The sequence below is a fragment of the Clostridium tunisiense TJ genome, from assembly GCF_000300195.1.
GTDB classification, from domain to species: domain Bacteria; phylum Bacillota; class Clostridia; order Clostridiales; family Clostridiaceae; genus Clostridium_J; species Clostridium_J tunisiense.
Window position 1 is genome coordinate 1 of the sequence record NZ_AMQH01000011.1, and the last position, 23,044, is coordinate 23,044.

General features: G+C 31.5%; 22 protein-coding genes and 1 riboswitch. Of the genes, 4 read left to right on the top strand and 18 right to left on the bottom strand.

Annotated features, from left to right (window positions below; translation table 11 throughout):
* On the top strand, window positions 1-187 hold a 187-nt coding region (locus tag C661_RS21655), incomplete at its 5' end, for a CAP domain-containing protein (protein WP_041877247.1).
* Window positions 188-366: 179 nt separating this feature from the next.
* Here C661_RS21655 and C661_RS23950 read toward each other — a convergent pair.
* The 10 genes from C661_RS23950 to C661_RS21660 all read right to left on the bottom strand — a co-directional run bounded on the left by C661_RS23950 (window position 367) and on the right by C661_RS21660 (window position 9,733).
* Window positions 367-522, bottom strand: a complete 156-nt coding sequence (locus tag C661_RS23950; RefSeq protein ID WP_017415165.1) for a hypothetical protein — start codon at window positions 520-522, stop codon at window positions 367-369.
* 118 nt (window positions 523-640) lie between these two features.
* Window positions 641-1,378, bottom strand: coding sequence for a hypothetical protein (locus C661_RS0109975; protein ID WP_017415166.1), 738 nt, complete (start codon window positions 1,376-1,378; stop codon window positions 641-643).
* A gap of 102 nt (window positions 1,379-1,480) precedes the next feature.
* On the bottom strand, window positions 1,481-2,104 hold the full coding sequence (locus C661_RS0109980) for a DUF47 domain-containing protein (RefSeq protein ID WP_017415167.1): 624 nt from the start codon (window positions 2,102-2,104) through the stop codon (window positions 1,481-1,483).
* 21 nt (window positions 2,105-2,125) lie between these two features.
* Window positions 2,126-3,178, bottom strand: a complete 1,053-nt coding sequence (locus C661_RS0109985; protein ID WP_017415168.1) for an inorganic phosphate transporter — start codon at window positions 3,176-3,178, stop codon at window positions 2,126-2,128.
* A gap of 277 nt (window positions 3,179-3,455) precedes the next feature.
* Window positions 3,456-3,623 (bottom strand): hypothetical protein, encoded by a 168-nt coding sequence (locus C661_RS23645; protein WP_017415169.1) that lies wholly within the window; start codon window positions 3,621-3,623, stop codon window positions 3,456-3,458.
* A gap of 295 nt (window positions 3,624-3,918) precedes the next feature.
* A complete protein-coding gene (gene add / locus C661_RS0109995) occupies window positions 3,919-4,911 on the bottom strand; it encodes an adenosine deaminase (RefSeq protein ID WP_017415170.1) in 993 nt (330 codons plus the stop codon).
* A 133-nt stretch (window positions 4,912-5,044) separates the two neighbouring features.
* Window positions 5,045-5,144, bottom strand: a riboswitch (purine riboswitch).
* 42 nt (window positions 5,145-5,186) lie between these two features.
* Window positions 5,187-6,329, bottom strand: a complete 1,143-nt coding sequence (locus C661_RS0110000; RefSeq protein WP_017415171.1) for a P-loop NTPase family protein — start codon at window positions 6,327-6,329, stop codon at window positions 5,187-5,189.
* Between the two features lie 49 nt (window positions 6,330-6,378).
* Window positions 6,379-7,194 carry a TPM domain-containing protein gene (locus C661_RS0110005; RefSeq protein ID WP_017415172.1) on the bottom strand — a complete coding sequence of 272 codons (816 nt, stop codon included), beginning with the start codon at window positions 7,192-7,194 and terminating at the stop codon, window positions 6,379-6,381.
* Entirely contained in the window at window positions 7,187-8,224 is a 1,038-nt protein-coding gene (locus C661_RS0110010) for a TFIIB-type zinc ribbon-containing protein (protein ID WP_017415173.1), read from the bottom strand. The genes C661_RS0110005 and C661_RS0110010 overlap by 8 nt, the downstream gene beginning before the upstream one ends.
* Window positions 8,225-8,245: 21 nt before the next feature.
* Window positions 8,246-9,733, bottom strand: a complete 1,488-nt coding sequence (locus C661_RS21660; RefSeq protein WP_017415174.1) for an SPFH domain-containing protein — start codon at window positions 9,731-9,733, stop codon at window positions 8,246-8,248.
* A 262-nt stretch (window positions 9,734-9,995) separates the two neighbouring features.
* Between C661_RS21660 and C661_RS0110020 the strand changes: the two genes are divergently transcribed.
* A complete protein-coding gene (locus tag C661_RS0110020; RefSeq protein ID WP_017415175.1) occupies window positions 9,996-11,471 on the top strand; it encodes a hypothetical protein in 1,476 nt (491 codons plus the stop codon).
* 305 nt (window positions 11,472-11,776) lie between these two features.
* Here the strand turns inward: C661_RS0110020 and hydE are convergent, their stop codons facing one another.
* Window positions 11,777-12,808 carry a [FeFe] hydrogenase H-cluster radical SAM maturase HydE gene (gene hydE, locus C661_RS0110025; protein WP_017415176.1) on the bottom strand — a complete coding sequence of 344 codons (1,032 nt, stop codon included), beginning with the start codon at window positions 12,806-12,808 and terminating at the stop codon, window positions 11,777-11,779.
* Between the two features lie 266 nt (window positions 12,809-13,074).
* Between hydE and C661_RS22740 the strand changes: the two genes are divergently transcribed.
* Together C661_RS22740 and C661_RS0110035 are read left to right on the top strand one after the other, a co-directional pair.
* Entirely contained in the window at window positions 13,075-13,602 is a 528-nt protein-coding gene (locus tag C661_RS22740; protein WP_017415177.1) for a helix-turn-helix domain-containing protein, read from the top strand.
* 364 nt (window positions 13,603-13,966) lie between these two features.
* Entirely contained in the window at window positions 13,967-14,860 is an 894-nt protein-coding gene (locus C661_RS0110035; protein WP_017415178.1) for an AraC family transcriptional regulator, read from the top strand.
* 260 nt (window positions 14,861-15,120) lie between these two features.
* Here the strand turns inward: C661_RS0110035 and C661_RS0110040 are convergent, their stop codons facing one another.
* From C661_RS0110040 to C661_RS0110075, 7 genes are all read right to left on the bottom strand, one after another.
* Window positions 15,121-15,864: a lysoplasmalogenase family protein gene (locus C661_RS0110040; RefSeq protein ID WP_017415179.1), complete on the bottom strand. Its 744-nt coding sequence runs from the start codon at window positions 15,862-15,864 to the stop codon at window positions 15,121-15,123.
* A gap of 176 nt (window positions 15,865-16,040) precedes the next feature.
* The gene (locus C661_RS0110050; RefSeq protein ID WP_017415181.1) at window positions 16,041-17,375 is read right to left on the bottom strand and encodes a WD40/YVTN/BNR-like repeat-containing protein; all 1,335 of its coding nucleotides are present in this window, start codon (window positions 17,373-17,375) and stop codon (window positions 16,041-16,043) included.
* A gap of 36 nt (window positions 17,376-17,411) precedes the next feature.
* A complete protein-coding gene (locus tag C661_RS0110055) occupies window positions 17,412-18,374 on the bottom strand; it encodes an NAD(P)H-dependent glycerol-3-phosphate dehydrogenase (RefSeq protein WP_017415182.1) in 963 nt (320 codons plus the stop codon).
* A gap of 79 nt (window positions 18,375-18,453) precedes the next feature.
* A complete protein-coding gene (locus C661_RS0110060) occupies window positions 18,454-18,771 on the bottom strand; it encodes a MazG nucleotide pyrophosphohydrolase domain-containing protein (protein ID WP_017415183.1) in 318 nt (105 codons plus the stop codon).
* Window positions 18,772-19,119: 348 nt separating this feature from the next.
* On the bottom strand, window positions 19,120-19,533 hold the full coding sequence (locus tag C661_RS0110065; RefSeq protein WP_017415184.1) for an NUDIX hydrolase: 414 nt from the start codon (window positions 19,531-19,533) through the stop codon (window positions 19,120-19,122).
* Window positions 19,534-19,766: 233 nt separating this feature from the next.
* A complete protein-coding gene (locus C661_RS0110070) occupies window positions 19,767-21,359 on the bottom strand; it encodes an ATP-binding cassette domain-containing protein (protein WP_017415185.1) in 1,593 nt (530 codons plus the stop codon).
* A 2-nt stretch (window positions 21,360-21,361) separates the two neighbouring features.
* Window positions 21,362-22,966, bottom strand: coding sequence for an ATP-binding cassette domain-containing protein (locus C661_RS0110075; RefSeq protein ID WP_017415186.1), 1,605 nt, complete (start codon window positions 22,964-22,966; stop codon window positions 21,362-21,364).
* Between the last annotated feature and the right edge of the window lie 78 nt (window positions 22,967-23,044).

Genomic DNA, 23,044 nt, shown 5'->3' on the forward strand with positions numbered 1-23,044 from the left:
TATATTCTATAGCCAAGGTTACCCAGAAGCTACAACTACAGCTAAATACTTAGTTGATCAGTGGATGAACTCTCCAGGACACAGAGCAAACATTTTAAGTGCTAACTGGACTAAAATGGGTGCAGGAGTAGTATTCAGCAGCCAAGGAAACTATGTTTACGCAACTCAACATTTCTCAACTAACTAATATTAAAACTTAAATGATTATAGCTTTTAAGAATATAATAGGAGCTGTTACACAACTTACTTATAAGTTGTGTAACAGCTCCCTTTTATTCACTAGTTGTTTTTATGTTAGGTAATTATTACTCTACCACTATAAAAAACTCATAATCATTTCATTCATCTTCTTTATAATTTTTACTACTACTTATCGAAAAGTCCTCCTCCATTAGAATTTCTTCTAGCCTTCTGTCCTTGACCTAAAGTTTTTGCTGGTCTTTCTACTGCTCCTTGTTTTGCGCTTTTTGCTTTTTTAGCTTCGATAATTTTTTTCATCATTTCTACATTCTTCTCTGACATAGTAATCTCCTTTAAAATCTATTTATTAGCAATTTCATTTACTATTACTTTATTTAACTTGTAATTTTCATAAAAGTATTTTACCACATTTTTATAGCTTATTCCTACTATAAAGTTATTACTGAAGATAATTCTTTATTATTTTTTTCATTTTTTCCTTATTTTGCTCAAATTGAGTAAATCTATGTCCATTAGCCCCTGAAGGATGAGGAAAGCCTTTTAGACATTGTTCTTCCTTTAATACTCCTGATTTAATTAAATCCTCAAGAACTTCTTCCACAGATTTGCCTAGTGGTATAAATAGTCCATGTTTTAAAGCTTCTACTTGAGGATAGAAATAGTTCTTTACATACTTCAACAGTAAATCATTCTTTAACAGCTTAGGCCTATGGCCTGTATAGTTTTTTCCATCTACAAATACTGCAAAAGGAATTACGGAAGTAGTATGAAGTAAGTAATCTTTGCTTCCAAATAGCTCACTGCAACTTTCTATTCCTAGCACCTTGTTTAGCTCTAATTCATTTAACATATCTATAATATTCTTTCGTATGACTCCATAAAATCTTCCTTCACTTTTACATATATACGGTATTTCTTCTAAGGGTATGCTTCTCTCAATGGCCTTCCGTGCTACAGCAATGGACTTACTCATTTGTTGAAATCCAGGAGTTATTCCAATTATAAAAATCTTAGCTTTTGTATTAACATATTCATTATGAGTGCAATAAAAAATCTCCATATTTCCTTGGTTCTCTATAAAGAAGTCAGCGGTTAGTATTTCAGCCTTTTCATAAGATTCTTTTAGAGGAAGCTTCCTTATTCTGTCATAATAATGTTCTAGATCTAAATAATTCATAGTTGTCCCCCTAAATTTATAATGGTAACTTAAAAGAAATTAGAATTTGATTATAGTAAAAAAGTAGCAGGAATAAATCCATGCTACTCTATTTTTATCTAATTAAGAATTTTTCATTACAATATTTTCAATATTATTTGCTACTTCTTCACAACTATCACAACATTTTTCTAATAAGCGGTATATTTCTGTCCATATCATTAACTCAATTGGATCTTTTGAATTTCTGTATAGATTACGTACCCCGTTAATATAAAGCATATCGCCTTCTTCTTCTAAACGGTTAACTTCTACAATCGCATCATGAAGAGTTTTTGATCTTTTAAAGTTCTCAAATTCTACTAATGCAGAGTTCATAGATTTACAACAGCTCATTATTAACTCTGTAAACTTAATTATTTCTGGTCTAATAACTTGCACATTATACATCTCAACACCAATTAGTACATCTTCTATTGAGTCTATTACGTCATCAATATTATCAGTAATGCTGATGATATCTTCTCTTTCTATTGGTGGAAGAAATTCTTTAACTAATCTATTAGTTATTTTATGTTTTTCAAGGTCTGCTGTATGTTCAATATTATGCATATCTTTTACTTTTTGTTCTGCAGTTTTCACATCATAATTATGTAAGGTATCATTTAAAATTTCAGCAGCTTTTAATGAAAAATTTGATAACTCAACAAAAGCCTTAAAATAATTAAAATCTCTACTATTTTTCATTCTTATACTTTCCTTTCGCTTTTAAAATATTTTCATAAAAATATAGGCCATTACGTATCCAACGATACCACAACCAGGGAATGTTAAAACCCAAGCTAGTACCATTTCTTTTACTATGCTCCAGTTAACAGCTGAAATTCTTTTTGAAGCACCAACACCCATAATTGCTGTTGTTTTAGTGTGGGTAGTACTAACTGGTACACCAAACACAGAAGAAACTAATAAACAAACCGCTCCTGCTACGTCAGCAGCGAAACCTTGATAAGTTTCTAATTTTACCATACCCATACCCACTGTTTTAATAATACGATAGCCTCCTATTGAAGTACCAAGTGCCATTACTAAGGAACAAAGCACCATTAGCCATATAGGAATTGTAAAGTTAGTAACATTAGCTTGGCCATTAGCAAGAAATATACCTAACATGAAAACGCCCATAAACTTCTGACCATCTTGTGCCCCATGCATAAACGCCATTGCTGCTCCACCAGCTACCTGTGCATTTTGGAAAAACACTTTAGTTTTACGTCTATCCATAGATTTACATACGGATTGTATAATACGAACCACTAAGAAACCAAATCCTAAACCCATTATAGTGGACATAAATAATCCATAAATAACTTTCATCCATTGCTCGCCATTTATACCTGAAAAGCCACCTTGCAGTGCTATTGCTGCTCCAGATAGTCCTGCTATTAAGGCATGACTTTCACTAGTTGGAATTCCAAGGGCCCAAGCTGCTGTTGCCCATAATACAATTGCAAACAATGCTGCACATAGTGCAATTAATGCATCAGTAGAGTTTCCTCCAAAGTCAACCATTTTATAAATGGTTTGTGCAACTGTAGCATTAAATATAGTCATAACTAATACGCCTAAAAAATTAAAAATTGTAGCCATTATTATGGCTTTCTTTGGACTAATTGCTCTTGTAGAAACACAAGTTGCAATTGCATTAGGTGCATCAGTCCAGCCATTTACCAAAATAACACCCAATGTAAGTAATACTATTATAAATAATGCCGGGTTTGATATTAGCTGCTGCAAAAAATCTCCCAAAGTAATACTCATTTTTAACCTCCACCTATTTTGAAAATTGATAATTCCCTTTAGTCACAAATAAAATATAGCACTTGTTTTATAGAATATCAATTAGTAACATAAACTTAACATAGATTTAACATTAAATATTTTGTATCTTCTGAATAATTCTTTAAATGTATTGTTGTTTAGAGTAATATACTATACCAATTATATTGTTTTTATTTATATAAAAGAAAAGTAGCAAGAAATTATTCCTTCTTACTACTTTAACTGATATTTTTATACAATTATATTTGTTCACTTTTTATAAGTTGGTAGGTCCATTTTGAGAATCATTTTCTTGAAATTGAGCTAAATTGTTATTGTTATCTTGATTAAAGGAATTAGCTTTTCTGCTACTTATTTTATTAAGCAAATAAACACTTACTATTAAAACCACAAACAAGCCCAAAATACCATATAAAAACCCCATAAAAATCCTCCTATAAAATTATTGAACAATTAGTAAATCTTTACATTAATTATATGCCAATAATTATTAGTTTACAACAATTTTCCCGTAAATACTGTGATAATAACATAAAGCTTATAGTTATCCTCTTATTAACTGTTGTTTTTATATTTTGAAATCTCTTATTATTACAATTTCTTATATAATATAACTATGATGGTAACTCTTATAAATTTTACATAAACATAAATTTAACTTCAACTTAATTAACTAAATCCTTAAAACTAAGACTACTTCAAGGATTACTAATTATTTTTTAAATGTAGCTTTTCAACTTTTCCTTTGTTTCACAATCAGCGAAACATGCTTCTATGCTATTGAAATATATTTTTTTATAATCCTCATGATTCATATTAAACTCTTTCAATACAATTTCACATTCCTTAGTCATGTTTGTATTTGATACAGTTCTGTTATCAGTATTTATGGTTACCCTTATTCCATCTTTATGAAAATCCTGTATAGGATGCTCAATAAAGCTATTTACTGCTTTTGTTTGAATATTACTTGTAGGGCACATTTCCAGAACCACCTGCTTACTTTTAACAACATCATAAGCTTCCTTGCAATTTTTTATATACACTCCGTGTCCAATTCTCTCTGCGCCTAACATTTCTACAGCTTCCAATACATTTTTCCCAATACCAGTTTCCCCAGCATGAATAGTTACTCTATACCCATATTCTCTGGCTAAAGAAATTGGTTCATAGAACTTTTCACAAAAGCCTTCTTCTTCAGAAGAGCATAAGTCTATAGCAACTACTCCCTTACCAAGAAACTTTCTACCTGCTTCTACTACCTGAAAAGCCTTTTCTACAGCCATGGTTCTCATACATCCTAGTATTAAGTTTCCCTTTATATCATATTTTTCTTCTCCATCTCTAATTCCTTGCAATACACTTTCTATAACCTGTTCTATAGTAAGTCCTTTTTTCGTATGAAGAACTGGTGAAAATCTCACCTCAATATATTTTACATTTTCTCTTGCGCAATCTTCAAGTAATTCAAAGGTAATTCGTCTTAAGTTCTCCATTGATTGCATTACCAAGTTTGGAAGAGAAAACCTCTTTAAGTACTCATCTAAAGATTCACAATCTAAAGGTGCAGTGACGTGTTCATTTATTATATCTATATCAAAAGATGGAATACTTAAATTCTCTTTCCTTGCTATATCAATTATTGTTTCAGGCCTTACACTCCCATCTAAATGACAATGAAGTTCAACCTTAGGTAATTTTAATAAACTCATATTCTTATCCCCCTAACTTAAATATATAAATTATTGACTATTAATCTATTCCTTAACCAATTAAAAGGAACCCAATTAAATAATGAAATAAACAAATTTTGTATAATAAAAAATCCTGATTACGAAGAAAATACACATAGAGTATTTTCTTCGTAATCAGGAATTATTGGCTCCTGGTAGAAACCCCCAAACCATATTATTGGAGTTATACGAAGTTGAAAAATCATTATTTTTATATTAGTATAATGATTATTATTTTTAATGTCAAGATACTTTTAAATACGTTTAAATATCATACCAGGCTCTCCATAAGAAGCTGCAGTATCTCGTCCACCTATTACTAGTCTATCCACTTTCCCCGATTCATTTTTTAAGAAAATTGCATCTAAGGTACTTGCTTCTATGTGAAAACTATTGTTGTAAATTGGTATAAGTCTTTCTTTGTAAGTTTCATTAATGTAAAAAAACAATCTGCCCTTTTCTAGCACTACTGGAATTTTCCTTTGGATTTCTCCATTTAAATAAGTTCCTACATAATTTTCTAAAATGTCACAAGGGACAGCTCCATCTTCTAAATGTTTCACCTTTAAAAACTTTAATATATCTTCCTTATACTTATCCCAATTTCCTTCTGAATTCTCTATATCCACCTTATTTATGCCAAGTTCATCATAAAGTTCATCTCCAATAGATCTATATTCCCTAAAGAATTCTATTGCACCCTCTATGCCAGTTAAGTTTTTGCTTTTTCCATAACTACTTTCACAAACCATGGTTACAATATATTCTGTAAAGTCAGCTCCCCTAAATTCCAAAATCTTTTTAATGGAATTTTCCACATCTTTTTCATAGAGATATATTAATGTGGGATTGTATCCTTTAACAGTTGTTAAAAGCTTACTCACATATTTTTTAATTTCTTCCCTAGGTTTATTACTTAAAAGCATAGTAACGATGGGACCTTGAAATAAACTACTTTCTATAACAGTAATTTCTTCTGATGAATCTACTTTCTTACTAAACTCTTCCCATTTCTTACCTTTAAGATCCATATAACTTTCCACGTTACTATTTTCTACATCTAAACCCTCTAATTGTTCAATAAGCTCTTCGGGTATTATTCCTTTATATTTACGTTGAAGTTCTATATATTTATAAAAATATTTATTATACTTTTTTTCTACTTCTGTTTCTAATATACTTCTGAAATCTGAGTATTTGTTTAGTAGTTCCTCATAATCTTTCCTATCTAAACATGCAACACTACAAAATTCTAAGGGATGATATAAACCTACTTCATAGTACCATTGTGCCTTTATATTATTTCTTTGAAGTTGATGTGCAATAAATTGAGCTATGGTAGATTTTCCCGCCCCTGGAAGTCCCTCTACTATTATTAACTTAGAACTTAAGTCCATTATTTTATCCCCCTGTATTTTAAGTTTATTATCCTTTAAAACCTACTGTTTAAAAGCTTCCACCACCGCCACCATGGGTTTCTCCACTGCTGCTAGTGTGAGTGCTACTATTATTATCACTATTAGATGAAGTTTCTATTTTAGTTCTTGAAATAGCTTCCCTTATGAAATCATCTCTCGAATCTAACAACTTGAAGGTGCCACCTTCATAGGTTCTGCTATTTATTGTCACTTTACCTTTGCTTGACAGGGAGGCTATAACAGTGGTAGCTACAGCTATACCAGCAGCTATTAAATACATTGGGAAGAACTTTATCATTGTTTTAACTCTCTTTAAATAAGGTTCTTTGGGTGCTGTAGGATCTTTTATAACTTTCTGTCCTTCAGGTACCCCTAGTTTTCCGTAGTTACTTACAGCTTTAATAAAAACTTTGCAACCTTCTCCATACTTTTTACTACCAAGTTCCTTGGTAACCTGCTTTATCATATCCTTTATTCTTCCATCAGTAAATATATTGATTGCCTTACCTTTGGTACTTATCCAAGCTTCCCTTTTTTCCATATTAATAAGAATAAGTATCCCTGAATGATCTGTTCCAATTCCATAGCCATTATTGTCATAATAATCATCTGCAAAAGCTCTAGAACTTTTCCCCTTAGTATCTTTAGTGATAACTACAACTACGTCAAGACTTAAATCCTTTTTTACATCCTCAATCATAGTTTGAATTTCTTGAGCTTCACTATTTTGTAATAAATTCATATAATCTTTAACATTTTTTTCTTCAGCTGCACTAACCTTAATTGTAGGCATCATAATAAGAAAAATAAATACAAGAGTTATAGTGCCAATTTTCTTAAACAAATAAAGCACCTCCAAACACAGCTATCATCCATACTGCAAAAAATATAATTCCAGCAAAAACCACTTGTTTTTTCACACTAATAGGAGTATCTCCAACCACTTTACCTGTTTGACCATTAACCATAAACACATGTTCTTTCCCCTTATATTTATTTATTAATAGATATATAGGTAACATAGAGTAGTCTTCATTAGCATTAGATATATTTACATCACTACTTCTAGTAGAGTAAGTTGCATATCCATCCACAGTATTTTTTAATCCTTCCTGAAAGTAATCCTCAACTCTTTCCTTTAAAATCCCTCTGGCCTCCCATGCTTCCACATCATATTTTTCAGCCATAAATCCTGACATATATTGCATAGAAAAATCCTTCAGATCCTCATAATTATATGGCTCAATTAAATGCATGAACTTATCATCTAACTTTTTTGAGGCATCCACAGGAACTTTGTGATATTCTGCATTTCCTCTACGAAAAACTCTATAATACCTAGTGTTAGTATACCTATATTCACCGTCAGACCAAGAGCTTACCGTAGTTCCCTCTCCATTAATAACTCCCTCTACATGACAATCAAAAAGCCAAAAGGGAGCATATATTCCTGTTATCTTATCAATTTCCCTTTTTCCTTTAAATTCATCCGGTACAAATCTACGTTTTCCAATCCACTCTTTATAAATATCTCTAGCTTCTTCTTGAGTTAATCTAAAAGGAATTAAGTTTTTAGGCTTAAACTTGCCTGAAAATCTACTCTTGATAATAGTTGGGCTTTTACAATACAAACAAAAGGTAGCAGAAGTGGTGCCATCTGCAATTAGTTCTGCTCCACAACTTGTGCACTTATAGGAATCTAACTCAAGATTATCCTCCTCTGGTGTTTTACTTTCTTCTTGCTGATACGCATCATCAAGCTGCTCTTTTGTAAATTCACTAAAACAATAATTACATTTCCAATTCTGAGTTGGAGGGTGAAATTCCAACCCTGCTTTACAACTGAGACACTTATACTCTTTTACTGAACTCATTATAACTCTCCTCGCAAATTTCTAGCTATTGAATTGCTTATCTGCATCATCAAATTTATCTCCACACTTGGGACAAAAGGCAGGTGAGTTTTTAGGGTTTTCTGGAACCCATCCACACTTATTGCATTTAAACCTTACTTCTATTATTGAGCTATCAGGCTTCTTCCTACCACAGTTAGAGCAAAATAAGTCTTCTGTTACCTTGCCACAGGAGCAAGTCCATTTCTTATCTTCTGGTCTCTTAGACCCACAACTTGGGCAGAACATACCTTCACTAACTTTTCTTCCACAACTACATTGCCATCCATTTTCTTCATTAAGCTCCTTAACAGCTTTCTTAGCTCCACATTTAAAACAAAAGTTAGCTTCAGGAGCCATGGTATTTCCGCAAGTACACGTCCATCCACCTACTGGTGTTGATGTAATATTACTTTGTTGATTCACCACTTGCTGATTATTCATAGTTCCCATGGCATTACTAGCATTAATACCCATAGACATTCCTGCAAATCCTAGCATGGCTCCGCCCTCATTAGACCCTGCTGCCTCTAACCCAGAAGCAAGACTTCCTGTCATACGAGCTGCTCTTGCATTTGGATCAAATAATATAGAGTCATTTGCATACTTTTCAAGTAAGCTATCTGTTTTCTCATCAAAGGATATTCCTGCAATACCCACACTATGGATATAAAATCCTCTTTTAGTAAGCCATTCTTTATCTAAAACCTCAGCCATATACTGGCCAAGCTCCAGGGTTTTTGTTGCTATATCTGAAACTAGCACCTGGTTTCCAGCTAAACTTGCTAGAGCAGTAGTATATGCTTGTAAAAATTCATTTAAATATTGTTCTGCCATATGGCTAGTTGTAAGAGTACTCTTTCCTGACTTGCTACAAACTTCAGTATAAAAAAGTATAGGGTCTCCTATTTTTATTGAGTATGTTCCAAAGGATGTAACCTTGCAGGGTACTACTCTTCCTGGTACTAATACCCTATCAGTATAAGACACTGGATTTCTTGTTCCAAATCTAATATTAGGAATTTCTTGCTTATTTATATAAATAACTCTTTGCTTTACTGGGGTTATACCACCAAATTTAAATCGTTCCCAAGAATCCCTTAAAGTACTCATTAGTCCCTCAGATCTTTGAATAGCTCCTCCACCTGGATTTCCATATTCCGAAATTTCTGCCCCATGTTCTGATTGAAAGAATATAGATGGGGAACTAGAGTTATCAACTTCATAATAACCGGGTTCATCAGTAGCTGAAATAATTCTTCCTCCATCAACTAAAAGCATAAATACATTTTCAGGTACATGTATAATTGATCCATTTGAGATCACATCTTCACTGCCTCTTCTATTTGAACTACGCCAATCTCCCTTTCTAACAAAAACTCCATAAGAAGCCAAGGTTGAATTATCCATTTGTTCAGGCTCGATGGTTTCAAGCCATTGATCTGCAAAGGCCCCTCCAATTGAACTAATAGCTGCTTTAAAAATACCCATGAATTTATCTTCCTTTCCAAATATAAATAACATTTTCCTATAATTACTTGTAACATTTATATGAAATACTACTTTTATTTATCCATAAAATACATAAATCTAAAAAATCTTACAATTAATTATATCATAAACTACCTTATTAATGCTTTTATATTTTATAGCTCTTACAGTAACCTTCTTTGTCACTGAAATTACATTTACACATATAATATATTACAACATGGTACAAGCATAAAAAATTTTATAATAAGGAGTTAATACTATGATAGGATTAAATAAAATCACCCCCTATAACGGGTTTTATCCAGATCCAGTTCTTGGTCAGCAAAACAACTACGCTTGGTCAATGTCTGAATTAGGTGATTATATTTATGTTGGTACAGGAAGAAATATAGTATTCTCAGTTGCGGTAGGAGTTTTTAATATTCCACCAGATAGAGTTCCAAAAGCCTTTATTCCAGTTCTTCCACCTGATATGAATGCGGAAATTTGGCGCTATAATAAAAATGGAAATGAACCTTGGGAAAGAGTTTTTAAGTCAACTCCTGAAAATTTTAGTAACGGCTTTAGATTTATGATTAACTACACTCTAAGGGATGGAAGAGAAATTCTTGTTGCTGCTGGAGGAAACTTTACTGGTTTAAATATTTTAGTCAGTGAGAATGGTACTGATTGGATACAAGCAAATACTGGTCTTTCAGCTGGAAATACCGTAAGAGCTATGATAGTTCACAATGGTAGACTTTTTATGGGAGTTATGACTGGCTTAGGTGGCAGCGATGAAACTATTTTATATGAAACAGAGAATCCTCTAGCTGGTTGGCGTAGAGTGACCTTTGGTGGCACTGTGGACAATCCAAGAGGAGAAATAGCTTCTATGGAATCCTTTAATGGTCATCTTTATCTTGGAAACTCAAGACCAGGAGGTTTCGAAGTTTGGCGCACTAAAGGGTATGAACCCATAGAGAATCAATGGAAGTTAGTTGTGGATAAAGGTGCTGGAGATGCTTATAATGAACATGCGCTTAGCATGAAAGCCTTTAAGGGTCACCTATATGTAGGTACTGGAATTTGGTTTGGTATTTACAGTATAGCAAGTACTCCTTCTAATCCAAGGATAATCCCTCCAAAGGGCTTTGATTTGATAAGAGTATGTAAAAACGATAGATGGGAAGTAATAGTTGGAAGTACACCACTATCCCCTACTAACCCTACAACTGATGGTATTAGAAATCCAAGAATTCCAGCTGGTTTTGGATTCATTTCCAATGCCTACTGCTGGCAATTAGAAGAATATAACGGTAAGCTTTATTGCGGTACTTGGGATTGGTCAGTGCTTATTCCTACTATTATTTTATCTATAATTAGCAATTTAGATGATATAATAGAACTTCTAAGAAATAATCCATCTACTTTAGATATAGTTTTACCAAATAATTTAACCCTTCCTTCCTTAAATGAAGAAAACTTGGGTAATCTTATTCCTATAATAAAAGCTATACTAAAATTTATTTTAAGGTCACTTCCAACTATGGGAGGAGATCTGTGGGTTACTGAAAGTGGAGAATGTTGGCTACCCGTTTCTTTAAACGGTCTTTGTAATCCTAAGAACTATGGGATTAGAAAACTCTTCTCAGCTGATGATGGCAGACTTTATGCAGGAACAGCAAATCCTTATGAAGGTTGTGAGGTTTGGAGATCTGAACCCCAAGGTCCATGTTATCGAGATTGTTTATAGCATAGAATAACTACTGAATGTATCAACAAGATTAATCAAAATATACAGATAAAATCCTCGCTAATTTTTATTACAGATATATAGCTTACTTTAGACTTCCAAGGTGAGAATGTATTTTATTCATTCCCCAAAACCTTAAGGGAACCCATGTAGGATTAATGTATAAGTTAAGTCTTGTCTTTGGTTCCTTATAACACTAGTTTTAACAACTTCAGGTAATTTTTAAGGAGATGGTGATAAGTCCATCTCCTTTTTTATTGGTAAATATATTTCATTGTAGCTTATTTTTGAAGAACTGATGGAATTTAATTTTTATGCTTATTTCTAAATCCATATTCGCCTGAAACCCTTCTTCCAATACCATTTATCTTTCCAGTAATGCAACTTCTGCAATGACCTGGGGTATCGTTAACGCAAATTTTTCCTGGATAAAGAGCATAAAGCTTTCTATACTCTCCTTCAGTAACATTAGGCATAACTACATTTGCTCCACTTTGAAGTGCAATAATTCTTCCCTGCTTATTTAAAGACTCCATAGCAGTTGTAGCTGGAATGTTTATATCTGGAAGTAGTAACCTTGTAATTGCCATAACTTTTAAGCTAACAGTAAAATCTCCGCCCTTTTCACCCTTCAGTGGAGTATCTTCGTTAGGTATGAAAGGTCCTATTCCAATCATATCTGCATTAATGCTTTTAAAGAATAGTATATCTTCTGCAAGCGATTCCATAGTCTGGTTTGGAAGTCCAACTAAACAGCCTGTACCAATCTCAAAATCTAGTGCTTTTAAATCCTCAAGACATCTAATCCTTTCTTCATGACTCATACCTGGGTCCATATCTTGGTAAAGCTTCTTATCTGTAGTTTCAATTCTTAATAAGTATCTGTCTGCTCCAGCCTCCTTATAAGCTTTATATTCCTCAGTGGTCTTTTCTCCAAGGCTTAGAGTCATAGCTACATTAAGTTTTTTAATCTCCTTAATTATATAAGTCATTCTCTCCACATTATAATAATCATCTTCCCCACCTTGAAGCACTAACGTCTTGTAACCATAACCAACAGCCTTTTTAGCTAAGTCAACGATTTCCTCTGGTTGAAGTCTATATCTTTTTATGTTACTATTCTGTGCTCTAAGTCCACAGTAAAGACAGTTTCTCTTACATATATTTGTAAACTCAATTAATCCTCTTAAATGAACCTCATCTCCAACATACTGCTTTCTTACTCTATCAGCAGCTTCAAAAAGCTCCTTGTCATACTCATTGCTATTTAATAAGGAAACTATTTCTTCCTTGGTCAACTGATGTATTTCTTCTGCCTTTTTAATCAAATCCAGCATAAAAACGCCTCCTAACTTTGTTCTTATTGCAAACTTATATATATATTTAAATACAATAAAATTTCTTTACTAAATAAATTTCTGTATTTTCTTACATTATATCAGAAATTTAAGAACATTCCATCCAAAGATGATAACTTGTTTCAACTAATAGTTTAGTTTATCATAATTATTGTAAACCATGGGATTATTGTATATATATGGATAATAATTTATGATTATATTATAGAAACCGGTTTTAAGTAATAATTGGAGATGATATAAGGATGGATATAAGAAAAATAGGTGAATATATACAAAGCCTAAGAAAAAAGAAGGGTATAACCCAAACTCAATTAGGTGACAGACTTAATGTATCTTATCAAGCTGTCTCAAAATGGGAACGTGGAGAAACTCTTCCTGATACTTCTCTGCTACTTGATTTGTCGAGTATCTTAGAAACTACAGTAGATAATATTTTAAATGGAGGGGAAAAATTGATGAATTTTAATAAAAAAATATCAACTAAGGATATTAAACTTGGCATAGATAATTTATCAACTATAGGGAGCTTAATTGGTAAAGATAATACTATTTATATCGGCATGGTAGAAGGCATAAATAATAAAATGAATATAGATTTAGAGGAATGCTTCAGTGATCCTTATAAAAAGGAAGCATTAGTTGTAGAGATAATAGTACAAAACCTTATAAATGGTGACTATGTAGATATTTCTGATGCACAGAGCTATTTGCAATATGATCATTGGAAAAACATGGTATCTAAGTATGCTAACAAATACGGAATTAAATAAATCATGTAATATTTATCTTAATTGATTTTAAATAGGCTAGTAGAAAATCTTTCTACTAGCTCTTTTTATTTATAAAGCCTCTTCTTATTATGTCCTATGATTTTCATACTATTAAATTCAATAAAACTGTGAATTGCCTCAATATCATATATAATGGTTTACCCTTATACTTTATCAAAAGTAGCTGTGTATATACTCTGTACAACATAATTGCTTAAATTCTGAAAAGCTATTTAGAAAGAATTTTTTTCAATAAATTCAGTAATTAATATGACCAATTAGCAAAATAGGAAAAGAACTATACTTACCTATATGATAAAATATATTTACAGTACTGAAATAATCTTAATTAATGGAGGCCTCAATGGATTATATTGATATAACTCAAAAGGTATTAGACTATATAGATAATCATATAACAGAAAAACTTACTGGTGAAGAATTAGCAAGCTTTGCTGGATTTTCATCTTATCACTTTTATAGAATCTTTCGAGATATTATTGGTGTAACCATAATGAATTATGTTACAAAACGAAAGCTTCAATTTGCTTTATATGAACTAAGTAATGGAGGAAAAGTATTAGATATTGCTTTAAATTATGGTTTTGAAACCCATGCTGGTTTTACTAAGGCCTTTAAAAAGTATTTTGGATATGCTCCAAATTTTTATCGAATTCACGCCCCTATAACAATGCCTCAAAGAGTTGACTTGGAAAAATTAAAAGAAATTAAAATTGGAGGGGTTATAATGGAACCTAAAATGATTGAAAAACAAGCTTTTAAAGTTGTTGGTTATAAATTTGAAACTACCTTAAAAAACAATGCTCACTCAAGAGATATTCCTGCCTTTTGGGATAAATGTAGTACTGGAGATGCTGAGAAAAACTTATATGCTTCTCAGAACACAGTAAAGCACGGAGAATATGGAATTTGTGTAAACACTAATCCATATTCAGACGAATTTTCTTATGTATTAGGGGTGGAGGTTACTGACTTTACAAATGCTAAAGAAGATATGTATACCCTGGAAGTCCCTAAGGCAACTTATGCTGTTTTCACTACACCTACCGTTGAAGATGAAAATTTTGTTGTCTCAATTGAAGGTACTTGGAAATATATTCTTGAAGAATGGCTTCCAAATTCAGATTATGAAATTGATGATTCAAAATTAGATTTTGAATTTTATGATGAACGTTGTCACCCTTGGGAGTATGAAAAACTTTCCATGGATATCTATGTACCAATAATAAAAAAATAATGTGGGATTTTTCCTGTGAATCTCATATTTTGCAGTAGAACTAAAACATGAGATTGTCATAAAAGAAATATTAAACAACTCAATATCATTAAAACCATGGATAAATGAAGAAGTCAGTTCTTTATTATTCATGGCTTTATTACTATTTAAAACTCTTATGTTATCACCCTTATGTGTAACAACGGTAATGGATAGAATACTAATTTATCCTCTTCCTAGTATTTACTTCTTGCATGTTTATACAAGTTTTTCATTAAGTATCACCATATATCTTTTAAATTTTTAAGCCCACTCCAAGTTAAAAACATTTGGGATGGTGCATAAAATAACCAAACTAAATATCCAGCAAAAAAACTAGTTCTTGGAGAAATCATGGTTCTTAGTGAACTCATTCCTAATATAGTGTGCAATCCTACATTTAAGTCACAAAGAAAGAATAAGACCATTCCTAAAGCTATTAATACTGAAGCCCCTTTGGGATATTTACCTCTCCTTAGGAGACTGCAAGCTGAGTAAACACTGGTTAATAAAAATGCAGCATAAACCAATGCAAATACTATTAACTTTCTATTAGTATATTCAGGTTTAATATTAAGTAAAATTATCAAAACTAAACCTAAAGCTATAATAATGAAAACAATACTTCTGTAGCTCTTATATCCCATAAGAGAATGCCTTATTATATAAGTTACTTGAACTAAACAAAAGAATAAAATTCCAAGTTCATAATTATCCTTTAACAAAAGATGATAGTCTGCAATTAAAGTTAAGAATCTAGCTAATTGTAGTAAAAAAGTATCTCTTTTATTATGCCCATCACTACCTATGAGTAGAGTTATAATAAGGCAAAGTAAAATAACAGAGTACTTTAAATATATTGAATGCACATTGCCCAAACTTTTAGTAATAACATCTATGTATAAAAATATTATATAAATTAAGATAACTATTATTGAACTTAATTTAACACATGCTCTCTTAAATAACCCTAAATTATTTATCATAAATAAACTCACCCTAACATTTTATTTGTTATAGTATATGAGTTAAGGTAAATTTCTACTTCCTTTATAATCTGAAATTTATTCATAAGCTCTAAAAGTATTAAAGGAACCACCTTACCTCCCTTGTAGTTGGGATAGGAAGTTAGTTCCTTAAAATAATAAATTAGCCCTTTATTTTATCCAATCTCTTCAATAGGATGATCTTCTAACTGAACAAATACCCAGGTTTTCCCTCCATCATTTGATTTATATTTTGCCATTACAGTACCACCTTTAAAATCCCCTTGTTCTCCTTGCCCTACCAAAAGAAACAATTGGCCCTGTTCAACATAGGGTATTTCTGGCTGAATAAAGGGTTCCAAAGTTACTCCCATCCACTGTTCTTTAACTACAGGTAATACTATTGGCTCAAAGGTCTTTCCTCCATCTTCTGTTCTATAAAAATTTGTTTCAGCTCCCTCAATTTTTGGATAACTCATAAACCCCACCTTCTCATCTATGAATCCTCCGGAATATAACAAACTGGTTCTTGGTCCAGCCCCCATCTCTTTCCATGTAGTTCCACCATCAGTAGTTTGATAAATACTTTGTCCTTCCTGAGACATAGCTCTACCACCTGCTACAATTGCATAGCCAACTTTTACACTAGGAAAACTACAAAATCTCACTCTTGCACTATCTAAATCTGAGTTAATTTTTGCTGTACTCCAATTTTCCCCCATGTCTTCTGTGTAAGTAATCATAAGCTCACTTTCTCTGGAGCCACCATAGATAAAAGCTGTCTTTTCTGGAGTAATCACATAGCTTCCCTCTTGCAACTTATTGTAATAAGCTTTCCCATCTCCAACCTGTACTAAGGCTTCTAAAGAAACTGGGACTTCCTTCCACGCCTTTCCACTATCATAACTAACATATAAAATCCTATCTTGAATTTTATATGTATACTTTTGCTCTTTATACGGAACTTCATTTACATATTTATTTTTGTATTCATCTTTTTCTTTTTCACCACTAGTATTATATTTTTCTAAATCATAGCCTGCAGGTCTTTGAAACTTTGTCACAGTATAAATACTATTTTCATTAGAAGTTGGTTTTTCTGAAAACCATAAAACCCATTGACATTGTATTTTATCTTCTTGTACTGCTCCATTTAAAAGAAATGCTAGGTTTTCATTTAATTTCTTTGGAACAACTGAAAAGTTTATTTGAATAATGTTGTTTTCTAAAACATTAATGCTATCAATAGTATAATTAATAATTTTCTTGTTACGAGATAGATACTTTTGTTGATATTGACCCATATATTTTTTAAGCCACTTTTCTCCAATCAGATTAATTCCCTCTGTGTTACTCTCAATAAAATAGTTTTCAACAGGCAGAATTATAGTTTTACTTTGCTGATATCTATAATATATAAAGTAGCTCAAGGCTATTATTAGTATTGTTATAATAGCAATAATACTTAATTGTATTTTCCTTTTTGGTTTATCATAGTTATTTACGGACATATCTTTTAAATTCTCCTTAATTTATTGCACCACCTATTAAAATTCAAATTTAACTGGTCTTAAAAATAAATCTAACAGTGTCTGGGCAGCTTCTTTTTCATTGAAAATCACCTGAGCTAAAGCATCGCAAATTGGCAATTCCACATCATATTGTTTTGATAACTGTTGAAGTGCCTCAATGGTTGCAACTCCTTCAGCTAATTTATTAAATCTTTTCTCTCCTACAAAATCTTCTCCAAATCTTCTATTGTTGCTAAAAGGAGAAAATAAGGTTGCCTCATAGTCTCCAAGATGACTTAATCCATAAATAGTAATATCATTTCCTCCCATGGCTCTCACAAGTCGAGATATCTCCCTAGTGCCTCTTGCCATTAATGCACCTTTTAAACTACTGTAGTTAAGTCCATCTAGCATACCTGCAGCTATTCCCATTACATTCTTAGTGGCAGCTCCAATTTCATTTCCAATGAGATCTTGCCCATAATAGAATCTAATCAAATCACTATTGAATGTATTAACAATAGTCTTGGTTACTTCTATATTTTCACTGCCTATTACCATACAATTTGGTATATCCCTAACAAAGTCTTGAACATGTCCTGGTCCTAGCCAAACTGCTAAATTTACACTAGAACCTACTTCCTCCTTAAAAACTTGAGACAATCTCTTTCCACTAGTAGCCTCTAGTCCTTTCATGCATAAAACAAATATTTTATTTTGCGCATCAGGTAATAACTTTAATTGCTTACCTAAATTACGTAGTTGTTGAGCACTTATTGAAATAATTATTATATCTGCAAAGGAAACTGCCTCCTCTAAAGAATTTGTCAGTTTCATTTCCTCAGATATAGTTAAATATTCATTTTTTCTTTTTTCCTTTAACTGAAGAAGATTTGCTGATCCTTCTCTTCCCCATAGAGATACATTATGACCAATTTTACTCGCATACCAAGCTAAAAAGGTACCCCATCTGCCACATCCTAAAACTGAAATATTCATTTTAATCACCTCAAATTTATAAAATATACTTACTCTTTAACAATCAAATTCCATGTCTATAAAATTAATTTAAACTCAATTACCTTCCTGAACCTAAATCACCTTTGCTTTTAAATCTTTTTTCATATTTATTAAGTACATGATTCAAGCATTCCTCTAAATTAGTGTTAGTTTCATTGGCTAAGCAGATAAGAGAAAATAATACATCCCCAACCTCACTATTCCATTCTTCAGTTTTACTAAAAACCTTGTTACCATAGTCAGTTCCTTTCAAAACCTCCTTTGATAACTCTCCAACCTCAGATGCTAAGTCAATAATTCTCACATTAACATTTGAATTCATTCCCTTGCTCTCAGTAAAGCTCCCAACTGCTTCTTGAATATGTTGTAAACTCATACTTATCCGACCTTTCAAATTATAAATATCCTATCTATAGCTTTCAATTCAAATATACAAATTAATTACTTAAGCACGAAGCCTTATATCCTAACAGATATAAGGCTTCTATTTACACTTATCAAGTAATTCAACAATATTAACATAATTATTATACCACAGTGCCATTATGTGTAAAACCAATATTGAAATCTAGTTATAAATATTTATTCTTATATTTATAACTAGATTTCAATAAATTTTCTGCAATAATTTCATTATCTAAAACTCCAATATGCTTCCTCCCGCACTGTCTGAAAAACATATATGTATAATATTAATCATAGAATCCTCCACTTTACAAAATTGTTACCTTAAAAGTATATCCTTTGACATTTTTACATGCTCAATAATGTGACCAATATTTCCTTCTCCCGCAAATTGAGTCATATCAAAAAAGTCATTATTAAAATTTGTCCATAATAATTCATTTTCATCTTCAAATACTTTAAATTCTCTATTTAACTTTCCAACATAAACCTCCAAGTAACAATTATGAATATAATAGGTAAAATCCATTAAGTGAGTTAAATTTATGTCCCTTCTTGAAATTCCTGTTTCTTCTTCAAGTTCCCTGTATGCTGCTTCTAAGCCTTCTTCATTAGCTTGTATCTTACCCCCAACTAAATTTAACAATCCTTTGTATGGCTCTTTTCTTCTTTTACACATTAGTAGCTTTTCACAGTTATTGTCATAAACAACTATTACATTATATCCTTGCATAATTGCCCCCTATATTTTAAGTAATATCTATAATTACGTTCTTTTACTTGAATATAGTTATAGTATGTATTATTTTTACATTAATTACAATGTTTCTTACTTCATTTTATATCAAGTAAAGATAAACAAGTGATTAAAAAGGTTGAATATTCAATTAGATAATCAACCTTTTTAACGACCTATTTTTAACAAACTTGTGCCGAATTATTTTAAGGTTTACATATTGTCCTTTTTTACTTAACACCCATATCCACAATGAAATCAGCATACTTTAGCAGTTCATAGTCATGAGTTATAAACATAATGGTTTTTGATTCATCTCTAAGAATTTCTTTAATTACCTCTCTTCCTTTACTATCTAAATTGTTAAAGGGTTCATCCATTAGTAGTATGTTGGAATTTCTAATCAAGGCTCTAGCAATAGATACCCTTTGTTTTTCTCCTCCAGATAGGTTGCTTCCTAATTCCTTAGTTTCCTTATACTTTATCTCAGCCAGTCCAACTTTTTCTATATACTTTTCTAACTCCTCTTTTGATTCCTTTATATTACCAATAGCAATATTATTATAAATATCTGTGGTAAATAAGAAGGGATCTTGCTCCATGTATGCTATATTATTTCTAAAGTCACTTAAATCAAAACTTTGTAGCTTTGTACCATTTATTTTCACACTTCCCTCATAATCATCATAAAGTCTGCTTATAATCTTTAATAAAGTTGATTTTCCGCTTCCATTAGTTCCCATAATAGCAACCTTATCACCTTTTTTTATAGTAAATGAGATGTTTTCAAAGGCCTTCTTTGAGTTATGAAACTTATAACCAATATTCTCTGCTTGAAGCACAGAAAAATCCTTTAACTTCTCCTTTCCACTTGCCTCTTCCATTAGATAAAATTCTCCAACCCTATCCAAACACTGAGGAAGAAGTCTACAGTTCTTAACTATGTCACAAATGTCTTTGTACATATCTTGAACCTTGCTAAAGTATATCATCATGGCCGCTATAGCACCTGAGTTGATTTTCCCTACTGAAACAAGAATAGCCCCTAACAAAAGAATGGCTACTTGGCATAATAAGTTGCATAGATTATTGGATAATTCCACCACACTGCTACAATTTATAACTCTTTTTATGGTTTTCTCATAGTAGAGACAAAATGTGTTTGAAAAATCTTTTAGTACAGCTTCCTTAATTCCATATACTTTTATAAACTTGAAGTTTGAGAAAATATCACTTTGCATATCTCTGGATTTTTGTTCATACTCTTTTCTTTGCAGCTCATACCTTTGCTCAAAACTGCTACTAATCATTGCTATAAGTACAGGTATTGCCCCTAGAACAATGCAGGCTATTGCATAAATTCCATTGATATTAAACAAATTCATGAAAAGCCCAAGTGCCACAACTATAGTTGCAACTGAAGTAGAAATAAATATTATCAATGCCCACATTAATTCATTTGCATCCATTTCTAATCTATAGGAAATTTCTCCAACATCATAATTAATTATATTTTTATAGGATTTACTTATAAATTTTCTTACTATAAGCCTTTCATACTTAAGTGATGCCTTAAACAAAATACAATTAGCTATATATCTAATAAAAGGTATAATAAGAATAGTCATTGCACTTGCTATTAATAATGCTATAAAACTTTCTTTGACTATAGTTTTATTTCCATTAACTGCTGCCTCTGCAAAACTTCCTATTATGCTTCCTGTAAAAATAACTAAATATCCCAAAATAATTTTATTAAAGATATTCATGGCTATAACTGGCCACATAATTTTAAGAATATCTTTTATTACTTTCCTTTTCACTCTCAGTTCTTTCCCCTTTCTTCTGTAATTTCCCCTTCACATAAATTGATTTTCAAGTTGCAAATATCCATAAAATAGGGATCATGAGTTATCATAATTATTGTGTTTTTACTATTTTTTAATATCTCTTTAAGCACTTTCTTCCCCTCTACATCAAGAGAATTGCTTGGCTCATCTAAAAACAATAGTTTATGCTGTTTTAGCAGGCTTATTATTAGATAAATTTTCTTTTTTTCTCCTCCAGAAAACTTATTAATTCTTTCATTGATTATTAACTCATCACCTAATTTGAAGGTTTTTCCAAGGCATAAAGCTTCTTTTTTTATTAGAACTTCTCCCTGCTCTAATAGCCTCCAAAACTCCTCTAAGGATTTGGAAAAACCACTTTCTTCTTGAAAGTTACAAGAAATCGACCCATAATATTTCTCCAAATCTAAGCTTCTTAAATCCATACCATTAAAATATACATGTCCATTATAATTTTTATGTAAACCCATTAAGATGTTCAATAGCGTGGATTTTCCTGAACCATTAGCTCCGCTTATAACTACTAAATCACCCTTTTTTACTTTAAAAGATATATTCTTTAAAATAATATTATTTTCATAGCCAAAAGAAAGGTTTTCAACTTCTAAAATAGCCTCTTCTGAGGGTTTATTAACATTCACCTTTAAGTTTATATAGTTTTTCTTATTCTTCTTAGTTATTAAAGATAATCTATCCTTTGCCTTTTTAGCCACATATATTTCTGGAATAGCATTAAAAATTCCATTCATGGCTGAATAGAAACTTCTTGATAACACTATTACCTTAGTTGCTGTATCTAGAGCAATAGCATTTTCTAGCACAAAAAACCCTAGTAAGCTATAGGTACCAAATCTTAATACAATATCTATAGCACTTTCCATGGAGTTCTGGCTTTGTGCCGCTAATTCACTCTTACTACCAACTTTTACATATATATCATGAAGCTTTTCTAAACCCTTTAGATAAAACTCGTATAAATTAAAAAGCTTAATAGTAGCTGTTCCTTTATAGCCTTGCGCTATATAGTCTGTTATTTGCCCTTCAATATCCATAGTGGCATCATAATTTTTCACCATAAACTTCTTAACAATAATAGGAGGAACTATTTGTATAAAGCCTATTATGAGAATCAGTGCTGCTAACCCTATATGACTTACTCCCATAAATAAAAGATAAGCAACAGTAGTAATGCAGTTAACTATACAACTTGAATAAATCTTTGCGTATAATTTAATAACCTCTCCCACATCCTTTGTGAAATTCACAATAACTTCCCCAGTGGACTTATCCTCATTAAAAGAATTATTGAGAAAGCAACTATAAACATTCTCACGAAAGCTCTGACTAGCCTTTTCTACTTCTCTTTGACTGAATATATTACTAATAAAAATAAAAATCTGATATGACACTATAAAAATTATTAAGGTTATAGATTTATTTTTTACCTTGTCTATACTACCATTGCCAGCATGATAAACAATTTTAGAAATAAGTTCTGAAGTTATCAAAATAAATGGAATTTGAATAATCCCTTTTAAGCTATTGATAATGGTGCATTTATTTAAATACTTTGCATTCATAAGTAACTCCTATATCTTTATTAGGTTTATACACAAACTAACACCAACTTTATGGACTAACTTACCTACTAATAAAGA

Excerpts from the sequence above, each read along its gene's own strand:
- hydE (WP_017415176.1), bottom strand. The coding sequence starts at position 12,808 with ATGCTGGATTTGATTAAAAAGGCAGAAGAAATACATCAGTTGACCAAG.
- add (WP_017415170.1), bottom strand. The coding sequence starts at position 4,911 with ATGAGTTTATTAAAATTACCTAAGGTTGAACTTCATTGTCATTTAGAT.
- C661_RS23950 (WP_017415165.1), bottom strand. The coding sequence starts at position 522 with ATGTCAGAGAAGAATGTAGAAATGATGAAAAAAATTATCGAAGCTAAA.
- C661_RS0109975 (WP_017415166.1), bottom strand. The coding sequence starts at position 1,378 with ATGAATTATTTAGATCTAGAACATTATTATGACAGAATAAGGAAGCTT.
- C661_RS0110010 (WP_017415173.1), bottom strand. The coding sequence starts at position 8,224 with ATGAGTTCAGTAAAAGAGTATAAGTGTCTCAGTTGTAAAGCAGGGTTG.
- C661_RS0110020 (WP_017415175.1), top strand. The coding sequence starts at position 9,996 with ATGATAGGATTAAATAAAATCACCCCCTATAACGGGTTTTATCCAGAT.
- C661_RS0110075 (WP_017415186.1), bottom strand. The coding sequence starts at position 22,966 with ATGAATGCAAAGTATTTAAATAAATGCACCATTATCAATAGCTTAAAA.
- C661_RS22740 (WP_017415177.1), top strand. The coding sequence starts at position 13,075 with ATGGATATAAGAAAAATAGGTGAATATATACAAAGCCTAAGAAAAAAG.
- C661_RS23645 (WP_017415169.1), bottom strand. The coding sequence starts at position 3,623 with ATGGGGTTTTTATATGGTATTTTGGGCTTGTTTGTGGTTTTAATAGTA.
- C661_RS0110050 (WP_017415181.1), bottom strand. The coding sequence starts at position 17,375 with ATGTCCGTAAATAACTATGATAAACCAAAAAGGAAAATACAATTAAGT.
- C661_RS0109985 (WP_017415168.1), bottom strand. The coding sequence starts at position 3,178 with ATGAGTATTACTTTGGGAGATTTTTTGCAGCAGCTAATATCAAACCCG.
- C661_RS0110040 (WP_017415179.1), bottom strand. The coding sequence starts at position 15,864 with ATGATAAATAATTTAGGGTTATTTAAGAGAGCATGTGTTAAATTAAGT.
- C661_RS0110055 (WP_017415182.1), bottom strand. The coding sequence starts at position 18,374 with ATGAATATTTCAGTTTTAGGATGTGGCAGATGGGGTACCTTTTTAGCT.
- C661_RS21660 (WP_017415174.1), bottom strand. The coding sequence starts at position 9,733 with ATGGGTATTTTTAAAGCAGCTATTAGTTCAATTGGAGGGGCCTTTGCA.
- C661_RS0110000 (WP_017415171.1), bottom strand. The coding sequence starts at position 6,329 with ATGGACTTAAGTTCTAAGTTAATAATAGTAGAGGGACTTCCAGGGGCG.
- C661_RS0110035 (WP_017415178.1), top strand. The coding sequence starts at position 13,967 with ATGGATTATATTGATATAACTCAAAAGGTATTAGACTATATAGATAAT.
- C661_RS0109980 (WP_017415167.1), bottom strand. The coding sequence starts at position 2,104 with ATGAAAAATAGTAGAGATTTTAATTATTTTAAGGCTTTTGTTGAGTTA.
- C661_RS0110065 (WP_017415184.1), bottom strand. The coding sequence starts at position 19,533 with ATGCAAGGATATAATGTAATAGTTGTTTATGACAATAACTGTGAAAAG.
- C661_RS0110060 (WP_017415183.1), bottom strand. The coding sequence starts at position 18,771 with ATGAGTTTACAACATATTCAAGAAGCAGTTGGGAGCTTTACTGAGAGC.